Origin of the sequence: Buttiauxella ferragutiae, from assembly GCF_022637515.1 — a bacterium.
Taxonomy (GTDB): Bacteria; Pseudomonadota; Gammaproteobacteria; order Enterobacterales; family Enterobacteriaceae; genus Buttiauxella; species Buttiauxella ferragutiae.
Window position 1 is genome coordinate 5211997 of sequence record NZ_CP093332.1, and the last position, 12178, is coordinate 5224174.

General features: G+C 44.9%; 12 protein-coding genes. 10 read left to right on the forward strand and 2 right to left on the reverse strand.

Annotated features, from left to right (window positions below):
* Window positions 1-2 precede the first annotated feature (2 nt).
* From MNO13_RS23970 to MNO13_RS23980, 3 genes are read left to right on the forward strand one after another with little or no spacing between them, the layout of a single operon-like run.
* Entirely contained in the window at window positions 3-1079 is a 1077-nt protein-coding gene (locus MNO13_RS23970) for a glycosyltransferase family 9 protein (protein WP_241939384.1), read from the forward strand.
* 20 nt (window positions 1080-1099) lie between these two features.
* Window positions 1100-2002: a sugar glycosyltransferase gene (locus tag MNO13_RS23975; protein WP_241939385.1), complete on the forward strand. Its 903-nt coding sequence runs from the start codon at window positions 1100-1102 to the stop codon at window positions 2000-2002.
* Window positions 1989-3161 carry an O-antigen ligase family protein gene (locus MNO13_RS23980; RefSeq protein WP_241939386.1) on the forward strand — a complete coding sequence of 391 codons (1173 nt, stop codon included), beginning with the start codon at window positions 1989-1991 and terminating at the stop codon, window positions 3159-3161. The genes MNO13_RS23975 and MNO13_RS23980 overlap by 14 nt, the downstream gene beginning before the upstream one ends.
* 21 nt (window positions 3162-3182) lie before the next feature.
* On the opposite strand, the gene MNO13_RS23985 is transcribed toward MNO13_RS23980, so the two are convergent.
* Window positions 3183-4148: a polysaccharide deacetylase family protein gene (locus MNO13_RS23985; RefSeq protein WP_241939387.1), complete on the reverse strand. Its 966-nt coding sequence runs from the start codon at window positions 4146-4148 to the stop codon at window positions 3183-3185.
* 157 nt (window positions 4149-4305) lie between these two features.
* Between MNO13_RS23985 and rfaQ the strand changes: the two genes are divergently transcribed.
* From rfaQ to coaD, 7 genes are all read left to right on the forward strand, one after another.
* On the forward strand, window positions 4306-5382 hold the full coding sequence (gene rfaQ / locus MNO13_RS23990; protein WP_370918801.1) for a putative lipopolysaccharide heptosyltransferase III: 1077 nt from the start codon (window positions 4306-4308) through the stop codon (window positions 5380-5382).
* Window positions 5379-6506, forward strand: coding sequence for a glycosyltransferase family 4 protein (locus tag MNO13_RS23995; protein WP_064541796.1), 1128 nt, complete (start codon window positions 5379-5381; stop codon window positions 6504-6506). Before rfaQ ends, MNO13_RS23995 begins: the two co-directional genes overlap by 4 nt.
* A gap of 3 nt (window positions 6507-6509) precedes the next feature.
* Entirely contained in the window at window positions 6510-7610 is a 1101-nt protein-coding gene (locus tag MNO13_RS24000; RefSeq protein WP_241939388.1) for a glycosyltransferase, read from the forward strand.
* Window positions 7611-7630: 20 nt separating this feature from the next.
* Window positions 7631-8632 carry a glycosyltransferase gene (locus tag MNO13_RS24005; RefSeq protein WP_232887156.1) on the forward strand — a complete coding sequence of 334 codons (1002 nt, stop codon included), beginning with the start codon at window positions 7631-7633 and terminating at the stop codon, window positions 8630-8632.
* 168 nt (window positions 8633-8800) lie between these two features.
* Window positions 8801-10075: a lipid IV(A) 3-deoxy-D-manno-octulosonic acid transferase gene (gene waaA, locus MNO13_RS24010; RefSeq protein WP_064541806.1), complete on the forward strand. Its 1275-nt coding sequence runs from the start codon at window positions 8801-8803 to the stop codon at window positions 10073-10075.
* On the forward strand, window positions 10075-10851 hold the full coding sequence (locus MNO13_RS24015; protein WP_064541809.1) for a glycosyltransferase family 2 protein: 777 nt from the start codon (window positions 10075-10077) through the stop codon (window positions 10849-10851). The genes waaA and MNO13_RS24015 overlap by 1 nt, the downstream gene beginning before the upstream one ends.
* Window positions 10848-11342 carry a pantetheine-phosphate adenylyltransferase gene (coaD, locus tag MNO13_RS24020; protein ID WP_064541812.1) on the forward strand — a complete coding sequence of 165 codons (495 nt, stop codon included), beginning with the start codon at window positions 10848-10850 and terminating at the stop codon, window positions 11340-11342. Before MNO13_RS24015 ends, coaD begins: the two co-directional genes overlap by 4 nt.
* A 4-nt stretch (window positions 11343-11346) precedes the next feature.
* Here coaD and mutM read toward each other — a convergent pair whose 3' ends face one another.
* Complete coding sequence (gene mutM, locus MNO13_RS24025) at window positions 11347-12156, reverse strand: bifunctional DNA-formamidopyrimidine glycosylase/DNA-(apurinic or apyrimidinic site) lyase (protein WP_241939389.1); 810 nt, start codon at window positions 12154-12156, stop codon at window positions 11347-11349.
* Window positions 12157-12178: the final 22 nt, after the last annotated feature.

Genomic DNA, 12178 nt, shown 5'->3' on the forward strand with positions numbered 1-12178 from the left:
TAATGAGCTATCTATTCCTCTTCATACTCTTTCTCCCGTTCAAGTTGTTCGGGAAACTGTTTTATAAAAAAACAGGCCGAAACTTGCTGATTCAAACGGCAAAAATAGGTGACTTCGTCAATGTCACCCCTGTACTCGCCCACCTGAAACATAGCGATGTTTTAATCAGCAAAACTGTTCTTCCGTTGGCCAAATATGATGAAACTATTAATACTATTTTTCTGATCGAAGAGCATAAAAAGAGTCTGTGGCGCAAATTTCGCCTCGCTGTTAAGTTGTTAAATCGATATGAAAATATCTACTTGCTACAACCTAACAGCACTAATCTTTTCTTCGCTTCAGTCTGTAATGCCGCCAATAAGCAGTTTTTATCTACCTATACCCGCCGTTGGTATCATGCGTTGTTTTATCTGACGGCAAATGGCGTTGTAGAACATCGCAAAGACCAATTAACCGTAGATGATTACCTTAAACTTGCGGATCGTAACCTGACCTGGCGAGACTCTCCGAAGCATGCGACTTTGCCATTAAGAAAACCGCAGACCTACCCTGCATCACTTGATAAACAAAACGTGATCAAAATAGGTCTGAGCATTTCTGCAGGAAACAAATCAAAAACTATCCCTTCAGAAGTCTGGAAGAAAATTTTTGATGCATTACAGGGGCTAAATTGTATTTATTATGTTTTTGGCCCTCAAAGCGAACAAGTCTGGTTAGATGATCTACATCGTGAAGTCGGGATGCGTGAGGATATTGTTAGCCTGGTTGGCGACCTTCCTTTAGAAGATGTCCCTTTCGCTATCAGTAAAATGGATTTCTATATCGCGTCAGACTCGGGAAATGTTTACATAGCCGATGCAGTAGGAGTCCCGATTGTTCTTATTTATGGGCCATGCTGTATTGCGGAGCAACGTCCTCTGGGGAATGTGTTACTGATTGGCAGCAAAGTGTATGAAAAGTCATACATCTTCGAAGCGCCTTATTATTTCGACCGTACAAGAGAAGAGATGTTTGCATTAACTGAGGATAATTTATCTGCCATTTATCAATTTATTGCTAATGATGAAAACAATGGATAATAGGATAAGATGAGCGTCTTATGAGTACTTTGACGAAACAAATATATCGCTATACGCACCCGAGAAGTATGCGTCATAATGAAAATTTATGGCCCTATGTCAAAATCCAACGAGATAAATTTGGTTCCATATCAAAGCTAAACTATAAGAACAACGAAATTCCATTACAAAACTTATCTATACTTAAAGATAGTTTTGATGGCAGCGTACTATTAACCGCAACTGGCCCATCGATAAAAAAAATAGATTTTTCAACCATTCCAAATATAACAGCAATTGGTGTTAATGGAGCATGGCATCTTAATGAACATGTTGATTTCGGTATTTACATTATAGTCGATATGTTATTTATTGATAGCAGAATAGACCTGATTAAAAAAATTGTAAGCAAAGAAGATTTAATCTTATTTACCACCATGCATGGTGTAGTGAAGTTAATTGATAAGCTTGCATTGATAAATATAAAGTGCAAATTAGCTATAATAGAAGATAAATGCTTCCAGGTTTACAAACCAAAAGTCTCATCTAATGCTATTCATTCAACTTTCAAGGCTCAAACTAAAATAATTTTTTCGCAAGAAAAACAAAATATTGCATTTAATTATGACATTAGGAGTGGGGTTTTTGATGCCGGAACTGTAGTCTATTGGTCACTTCAAATCCTTGCTTATTTAGGATTTAATATAATTTATATTGCTGGTTTAGATATGAATAATTTTTCTAGTCCGCGATTTTATGAGAGTCCAGACGATATGTTACCATCATTTCTTGATGATAAGTTACACGACACCATCATCCCAGCATTCCAACTTGCCAGACATGCGCTGGATAATAAAAATGTTGAGGTGATCAACTTATCATTAGACAGTGCAGTCCCTTCTAATATTTTCCCCAAAATGGATTACCGTGATGCTTTTAACTAATCACTTACGCATTGAAAAGACATACTCTCTTTTTTTTGTAGCGTTTATGTTCTTCAGTGCTATATTCTGTAATGTATCAAAAGTAAATCTTCTTTTTCATACATCACTAATTCTTTTTATTTCTACACTTGTGTTATCCCAGGCATCTCGAGAAAAATTTCTACAAGATAAGGCATTCTTGAAGAGTTTGATTCTCCCTCTGCTATTTTTATTTTATTTCTCTCTATCTAACTTATGGTCACAAAACCCTGTAAACATCAGCTCAACCTTAAAGCAAATGCTATACTTATTAATATTCATTTGCCTTTTCCGCCAGGTGGAAACATTAGGTTATAAAAAATATGTTATGGGTGCAGTGTTTCTTGGTATGAGTTTATTGTCTGTACTAACATTAATAATGGTCGATAAAACAATTATTCTACAAAGCAGGCTGGACAATAGCTTCCCATGGGCACCAGATAATGTCATTGATCTGGGTGGTTATATGGCCATTGGAATGTTTTGTGGCATAATATTTATTCGAGAAACAGGGAAGAATTGGCTCTATTTACTTTTCCCTATTTTACTTGCATCACTTCTTTTGACACAAAGTCGTGGCCCGCTAATTGCCTTTACAGCAGCATTTGTGTTGTTATTCATAGTAAATCCTAGCTATAAGATAAAGCATGTCCTTTATGGGGTGGCGATTATTGTTACTATTATGGCGCTGGTATTTCTTACCAGTTTCCATCATATTTTTATCGATCGTTTAGAAAGTACGTATCAACAAAGCTTCATTCGTTTCGGCATATGGGAAAATACTTTAGAAATAGCGAAGGAAAAGCCAATTTTTGGATGGGGCTATGATAAAAGCCTGGTCTTCGTAAACAGCATTGGCCAAAACATTTCCACAACCCATACTATTTACCTGTCTTCATTTTTAAAAGGCGGTATCGTTGGCTTTATATTACTTATGAGTGTCATTGGCTATGGATTGTTGCAACTGCGCAAACATATACGTGTACAGCAAAAAACAGAAGCATCCATCTTTATCTTTGCTTTGATTTACTATATGACTCAAGGAATGTTTATCATAGGGAACCCTCAGGAGTTTTGGTTCCTGTTTTGGTTCCCATTGGCTGTAATTCTAAGTACACCAATAAAATCGACAACTTCATGATAATGTAAAAACAAGAGCAGTTTACTGCTCTTGTTTTTCTTTCAGCTCATAATACTCAGCCAATGTCATTCCCCTGGTTCGCTCTGCGAGCCAGGAAAATAATGTATTCAAATCCTGATATAGCCTTTCAATATCAGCTTCATCTTTGAACGTTGGACTACCACCGGGCATAAATTCTGATGAATGAAGCATAAACTCTACGTAATCGTTGCCTTGGGATAAGGTTTTTTCTGCAACAGTTATCATTTGTGCAGCATTGCCACCTGATGGGCGCAACCAATTTACTGAAGGACTACGATATTTCCCGCGCATCTGGTCATAGCCTTGCTTGAAGCTATTCATCAGATTGCTATGCTTATATTGAATACTCATCGGGACTTCGAGTAATGCGGAGTTACCAGACTGGTCAATATTTTCCAGATCCATAAAATAAGCCTGGGTCGGGAAATGTTGATAATCCGTTCCGCCATTACCAGTAGGAACCCCCTTCGCATTTCGCCAGTTAACTCTCGGCGTCACAGAGCAATCCACCTTATAGCCCAACTCCACCAGTAATTTGGCATAGCGACTATCAAATGACCAACGTCCGGCACGATGACTAATCATTTTTGTGCCAAATGTTTCTTCCAGCAACGTGGTCATATAAACCACTTTCTCCCGCATGATCTCATCACTGTACTCAATGAGATAGGGCTGCCAGCGCCAGTCATCGCCCGTTAAATCGTGATCTGGTGGGCTATTCCATGCGTGTAAGTGCATGCCAACTTCGCCCTGACCACGAGCAATAACATCTTTGGCAAACTCGATAAAAACCGGATCGACAGCCATCTCATAGTTCGTAAGCCAAACCGGCTTAAAACCATATTTTTCACATAAAGACTGAAAACGAGGTAAGAACCGAGCATTCTCAGTTTTGATTTGTCGATGGTTTTGCCAGAGATTATCGCCTTCGGTATCAATGGTGATAATGAATGCAGGTTTGGTCATTTCCGTCTCTGAAATAAAGATGTTCACATCATGTTACTCAGCCTGCCAGATAAGGGCAAACCGCATACGATCAAATTTCTAACTCCTGAGCACAAATGTAGCAACCACACTCAAGGTCTATTAGAATCACCCTTTGGTTAATCTTCTAAAGATGATAATGAGTAACGCTTTGAATGCTCTTGCAGCCATGCCACCTACCCGTATTTTACTGATAAAGTTGCGCCATCATGGTGACATGTTGCTCACCACTCCGGTGATCAATGCATTACATCAAGCCTGGCCACACGCAAAAATCGATGTTCTGCTCTATGAAGAAACGAGAGACATGCTGGCGGCACATCCATTCATTCATCGTATTTATGGAATTGACCGTAAATGGCGCAAACTCGGTACCCGCCAGCATTTATGCAAAGAGTGGCAATTACTTAAAACATTGCGCGAGCAAAAATATAGTCTGGTTATCAATCTGGCCGATCAGTGGCGTAGCGCCGTGGTCACTCGCTTCACTGGTGCTCCTTCGCGTATCGGTTTTGATTTCAATAAGCGCCGCGGCTGGATCTGGCAACATTGCCATACTCAACTTGCTTCAGTGTCAGGTCATCAGACCCTGCACACTGTAGAGCAAAACCTCTCCATTATTGCCCCGTTGAATATTGCTCCAGTCAGGGATGTTACGATGAGCTATCAGCCTGGAGACTGGCAATCCGTGCAAAGTAAGCTGCAAAGCAATGGGGTTGAAGGTTCCTATATTGTGGTGCAGCCCACCTCCCGCTGGTTTTTCAAATGCTGGGATGAGGGCAAAATGGCTGAAACCATCACTGCTTTGCAAAAAGATGGGCATTCCCTGGTATTGACCTCCGGGCCGGATAAAAACGAAAAAGCGATGATTGAAAAAATCCGTGCGTTATGCCCATCAGAGCGAATCCATTCCCTGGCGGGTGAGCTAACTCTGCGCCAATTAGCGGCACTGATCGACCACGCCCAACTGTTTATCGGTGTGGATTCAGTACCGATGCATATGGCTGCTGCATTGAAAACGCCATGTATCGCGCTATTTGGCCCTTCAAAACTAACATTCTGGAGCCCGTGGGACGTTGTCGGTGAAGTCATTTGGGCAGGAAACTATGGTGATTTGCCAGACCCTGACAAAATTGATACCAACACGAAAGAACGTTATCTCGATGCCATCCCGGTCGATATTGTTGTCGCCGCTGCAAGGAAACAGTTGTTATGAAGCGCTGCCGTCTGGCTATTGTCCGCCAAAAATACCGCCCGGATGGAGGCGCTGAACGTTTCGTTTCACGCGCACTTGAGGCGTTAAGCGCCCACGATATGGAACTCAACGTTATCACTCGGCAATGGCAGGGTGAGCGCCAGGATAACTGGCATATTCATATTTGCGATCCGATGAAACTAGGTCGAATCAGCCGTGAAAAAGGTTTTGCCGATGCGGCAAGAACGCTATGGCAACGTGAGAATTTCGATATTGTTCAAAGTCATGAACGTATAGCGGGTTGCGATATTTATCGCGCAGGTGATGGTGTTCACCGCCGTTGGCTGATGCAGCGTGCAAGAATTTTACCCGCCTGGCGCGGAAAGTGGCTATTTCTCGATAGATACCATCGTTATGTGATGCAGGCTGAGAAGGCGATGTATCAGGCTCCCGAACTAAAAGCCGTCATCTGCAATGCCGAAATGGTTAAAAGAGAGATTATCGAAGATTTCTCTATACCTGCTAATAAGATACATGTCATCTATAATGCTATTGACTCTTCCCGCTTCGTTCCGGCAAATGATGAGCTACGCACGAAACTACGAGATGAATTATCTATCCCGCAAAGCGCAGTAACATTGGTCTTTGTCGGTTCCGGATTCGAGCGTAAAGGGTTAGCCAGTGCAATTAAGGCCATTGCTAATACCGACCGCTATCTTGTGATCGTTGGGCAAGATAAAGTCGAGAAAAGTTATCGAGAACTGGCACAATCTCTGGGGTGCCTGAATCGCATACGGTTTATGGGAATGCAGAAAAATACGCTGCCTTTCTATCAGGTAGCTGATGGACTATTACTGCCAACACTATATGATCCATTTCCAAATGTGATTCTTGAAGCAATGGCATGTGGTTTACCGGTTATTACCTCGGCTACCTGTGGTGGAGCTGAGTTTATAACAATCGGACAAAACGGATACGTTTGTGATGCACTCAATATCCCACAACTTTCAGAAGCGGTAATGGCAATATCTTCACGCTTTGTGGATGAGAAAATGGGGGAATATGCTCGCGAGCGAGTCAGGGATGCGACACCGGAAAAACTTTCACAGCAACTTATTTCGCTGTATCAAAATATACTGGATTAGACGATGCGTATCCTAATGATTATTGATGGTTTACCTGGCGGCGGTGCTGAAAAAACCGTGCTTACCTTATCGAAAGGTTTGGTCGCAATGGGTCATCAGGTTTCCGTTTTCTCACTGCGTCGCGTCTGTGATTATGAGATTCCGGAAGACGTTGATTATCAAGTGATTCTGGATACTTGTAAAAAACCGTGGCGTAAGCTGACTGAATTGTCCCGCCGTGCCGCTCTGCTGGATAGCGCAGTAGAACAAGCGCAGAAAAAAGGGAATTTCGACCTCGTTTTATCTCACCTGCATAAAACCGATCGCATTGTTGCCCACACTAAATCCATTGCGCGTGAGAAGCTCTGGTACTGTGTCCACGGCATGTATTCTTATTCATATCTTCAGCATCGTCAGGGTTTCTCACGCTGGATAAAACGTAAGAAAATTCAAAGCGTTTATCAGAATAGTAATGTCGTCGCTGTTTCTCAGGCAGTTTTGCACGATATTACGACAAATTTCGATATTACGCTGTCCGGGGGCACCGTCATTCATAACCCATTCGATATCGACGGAATACATTTAAAAGCAAAAGAGTCGTGTGAAATGGCCGGGCAGGATTATTTAATCCATGTGGGTCGCTTCCATGAACATAAACGCCATGACCGGCTGATCAGCGCTTATGCTCTCAGTGGAATTCAAGCTCCGTTGGTTCTGATGGGTAACGGCAGCAATGAGCGTATTGCCGAGTTAAAAGCGATGGCCACAGCCGCTGGTGTTGGCGAGCGTGTGATTATAAAATCCTTCGCACCAAACCCTTATCCATGGATTGCCAATGCACGTATGCTGCTGCTTAGCTCAGATTGTGAAGGATTTGGCAACGTTCTGGTCGAAGCACTAATTTGCCAGACACCAGCCGTCAGTACAAATTGCCCTGGCGGGCCTGCGGAAATTTTGACCGGAGAACTGTCTCGCGGTCTTTCCGGCATGAGCGCTCAGGAACTTGCTGACACTATGCTGGATATTTACAACACCCCACCGGTTATTGATATCGCAACGATTGAGTCATATAGCATTGGTGCCATCTGCCAGCAGTATTTGTCTCTGGCGACAGAAGAAAGATAACAATATTTTCGGGTAATTTTATGCCACAGAGCCTACGTCCACTCCTTAGCGTTGTTGCTGCTGTTTATAACGGCGAGCTTTTTTTAGCTAAATTCTTTGCCTGTCTTGAAGCTCAGAACATCGACAGCATGGAAGTCATTATGGTTAACGATGGTTCAACCGATGGCTCCATGGCGATTATTAATGCCTGGCGCAGCAAGTTTCCTGGTATGAAAATAATCGAACAGGAAAATCAGGGCGTTTCGATTGCGCGTAATACCGGGCTTGCTGTAGCCACAGGTCAGTACCTCTCCTTCCCGGACATTGATGATGACTTTAAGCCCGGCATGTACCAGCATCTTCTTGATTTAGCCTTAAAAAATGACCTTGATGTAGTGACGTGCAATGGTAATTACGTTTACGAAAACAACAAAAAACCTTCACGGCCAATTTTTCCGCAAGACAAGCTTCAGTCTACCGACGTACTGAGTGGTCCCCAGTGGCTTAAACGTGCGCTCGATTCGCGTAAGTTTCTGCACGTGACCTGGCTAAACCTTTATCGCCACGATTTTATTCGCGAACATGGCTTTACCTTCGAACCCGGCTTACGTCACCAGGATATTCCGTGGACAACGGAGGTGTTACTCGCCGCGCAGCGCGTTCAGTACACTGACGCTCAATACTACGATTACTACATCCATTCGGCCTCGGTATCCCATAAACCAGACACGGATGACACCCTGATCCGCTCAGCACGTCATTATATGAAAATACTGGAAATGTTAGATGCCATTAACCAGCGTTATCCGGAAGCGGTAAAGAATATTCCAGCCTGTAACTGGCAAATCGCGAAAGAAGGTCTGGGGATATTGCATACTTTCAATAACATGAAAGATCCGCACAAGAAGAAGATGATCATTCAGGAGTTTTTTGATCGCGGTATCTGGCGTCTGATTTGGAAAAATGCCCGTGGATTCCGCCTGCGCTGGCGTCTGGGTCGTCGTTATCTAAAATTGAAGAAAGCGACCCGAGTTCCGGGCTGAGGTACTGCCTCTAAGCGGGTGGATGCATGCCGCCCGCGACTTCTGTCCCTCAAGCACTAACCCATCTGAATACTAAGCAATGCCTTCGCGAAGTTACCAAAACAATAGCTTTAAGCTTCCCGAATGCTTAGAATTTGCCCGCCGATAATGAAAATACGGAAAATTCGCTTGGAATCGTTGTATACCGCTCTGTTCTATCTTATTCAGCCTTTTGTGTGGCTGCGACTGTTACTCCGTAGCCGTAAAGCTCCCGCGTATCGCAAACGCTGGGCGGAACGCTACGGCTATTGCCGTGGAAAAGTGGAGCCCGATGGTATTCTTCTGCATTCAGTTTCCGTAGGTGAAACCCTGGCGGCAATTCCGTTAGTTCGCGCCCTGCGCCATCGCTACCCGACGATTCCGATTACCGTCACCACCATGACTCCAACAGGTTCGGAACGTGCGCTGTCGGCTTTTGGGCAAAATGTGCATCATGTTTATTTGCCTTACGATCTCCCTTGCGCCATGAAGCGCTTTTTCAATACCGTGCGTCCCAAACTGGTTATCGTGATGGAAACCGAGTTGTGGCCAAACATGATCAACGAATTACACCAACGCAAAATCCCTTTGGTCATTGCCAATGCCCGTCTTTCTGCCCGCTCGGCAAAAGGGTATAAAAAGCTGGGTAATTTCACGCGCCGCCTGATGAGCAAAATCACCCTGATCGCCGCACAGAATGAAGAAGATGGTGGTCGTTTCATCGAGCTTGGTCTGAAACGCTCTCAATTAACCGTTACCGGTAGCCTGAAATTTGATATTTCAGTGACTCCAGAACTTGCCGCACGCGCAATTACGCTACGCCGCCAATGGGCTCCACATCGTAAAGTGTGGATTGCCACCAGCACCCATGATGGCGAAGAAAGTATTATTCTGGATGCACACCGCCAGTTACTGGCCAAATTCCCTGATTTACTGTTAATTCTTGTCCCGCGCCACCCGGAACGCTTCAAAGATGCGCGTGATATGGCTCAGAAGGCTGGTTTCAGCTACATCATGCGCAGCAGTGGTGAAAAGCCATCCAACAGCACCCAGGTGGTGATTGGCGATACTATGGGCGAGTTGATGATGCTGTACGGAATTGCCGATCTGGCCTTTGTGGGCGGCAGCCTTGTTGAACGAGGAGGCCATAACCCGCTGGAACCTTCCGCTCATGCGATTCCGGTACTGATGGGCCCACACACCTTCAATTTCAAAGATATTTGCGCCAAATTGCAGAGTGCCGACGGGCTGATTACCGTTACGGACGCGGCTTCACTAGTTAACGAAATCACCACCCTGCTAACCGACGAAGACTATCGCCTTTATTACGGTCGCCATGCCGTGGAAGTCCTTCATCAGAATCAGGGCGCATTGCAACGCTTGCTACAATTACTGCAACCGTACCTGCCGCAACGGAGCCATTAATGCCCAATCGCTTGTCTGTGGTGATGATCGCTAAAAATGCAGCGGACGTATTGCCAGAATGTCTGGCTTCAGTGGCCTGGGCTGATGAAATTGTTTTGCTGGATTCAGGCAGTACCGATTCTACTGTCGAGATAGCTCTTCAGACTGGTGCGAAAGTTTTCATTAATGAAGAGTGGCAAGGCTTTGGCAAACAACGCCAGCTCGCACAGAGCTACGCCAGCCACGATTATGTTTTGATGATCGATACCGATGAGCGTGTCACGCCAGAACTGGCCAGTACGCTAAAAGCGGTTTTAGAAAATCCGCAGACAGATGCTGTTTACAGTATCGCGCGCCGCAATCTGTTCCTTGGGCGTTTTATGCGCCACAGCGGTTGGTATCCGGACCGCGTAACCCGCCTATACGCTCGAGCGTTCTACCATTATAATGATAATCAGGTTCATGAGTCTCTCGAAGCTCCAGGGGCGAAAGTTATCCCACTCAAAGGGGATTTGCTCCATCTTACCTGCCGTGATTTCGCCAGCTTCCAGCGTAAACAGTTAAATTATGCGACCGCCTGGGCGCAGGAGCGTCATCAACGTGGCAAGCGAGTCTCGATTGCCGGTATTTTCGGTCACACATTTGGGGCATTCTGTAAAACGCTGTTGCTACGAGCTGGTTTTCTTGATGGGAAACAAGGTTGGCTACTTGCTGTCGTCAACGCACAGTACACGTTTAACAAATACGCTGAACTCTGGGCGCTGAATCAAGGCTATACGGAAAACAAAACTCTATGACCACCCGAGCGATTTATCCTGGCACGTTTGATCCCATTACCAACGGTCATCTGGACATCGTGACGCGTGCTGCGATGATGTTTGATACCCTGATACTGGCGATTGCGAATAGCCCGCACAAGAAGACCTTGTTCACGCTGGAAGAAAGAGTCCAGCTCGCGAAAGGTGTTACTGCACATTTGCCTAATGTTGAGGTTGTCGGTTTTAGTGATTTGATGGCGAATTTTGCTAAAACTCAACAAGCTAACGTTTTAGTCAGAGGGCTACGCACGGCGGCAGATTTTGAGTATGAGATGCAGCTGGCTCATATGAACCGCCACTTAATGCCAGAGCTCGAAAGCGTGTTCCTGATGCCATCAAAAGAGTGGTCTTTTGTCTCTTCATCGCTAGTTAAAGAAGTCGCGCGTCATCATGGCGATGTTGCCCACTTCCTGCCTGAGCCAGTATGCAAAGCGTTACTGGAAAGACTCAAGCAGGAGACAGCTGAATAAAGAGCTAGTGCTGGCAATGGCGGCAATAAAACGTGCTGCGTTGCCCATGCTTGCTGATGAGAATAGGCGCTCCACATACCCGACACGGTTCTTCTGCACGCCCATAAACTTGTAACTCCTGAGCGAAATACCCCGGTTTACCATCCGATTGCAGGAAATCTTTTAGCGTCGTCCCACCTTGTTCAATAGAACGCAGTAGTACCGCTTTAATGGTTTTGACCAGTAATTCACACTCAGTTTGTGATAACGACTGCGCAGTACGATCCGGATGGATGCCCGCAGCAAACAGCGATTCACTGGCATAAATATTACCCACGCCCACCACCAGCTTGTTATCCATCAGCCAGGGTTTAATCGCGAGTTTCTTTTTCGCAGATTTTTCACGCAAATAGTCTGCCGAAAATACGTCGCTCAATGGTTCCGGCCCCAGATGAGCCAGCACATTGCTGCCCTCCAACTCTTTAGCCCATAACCAGGCACCAAAACGGCGCGGATCGGTATAACGCAACACTTTACCGTTACTCATCACCAGGTCGACATGGTCATGCTTTTGGGCAGGATAATCTTCAGGAAGGATACGCAGGCTACCTGACATGCCAAGATGGATAATAATCCAGCCATCAGGGAGTTCGAGCAGCAGATACTTAGCGCGGCGTTGCACGCTTAAAACAGGTTTGTCGCTTAGAGCATGGATTTCATCGGAGACAGGCCAACGCAAGCGACCGTTACGCACCACGGCGTGAAGAATAGTTTCCCCGACCAGATGTGGTTCAATACCACGGCGACTGGTTTCTACTTCCGGCAATTCAGGCATCTCTCCTCCAGACTCAAAAGCC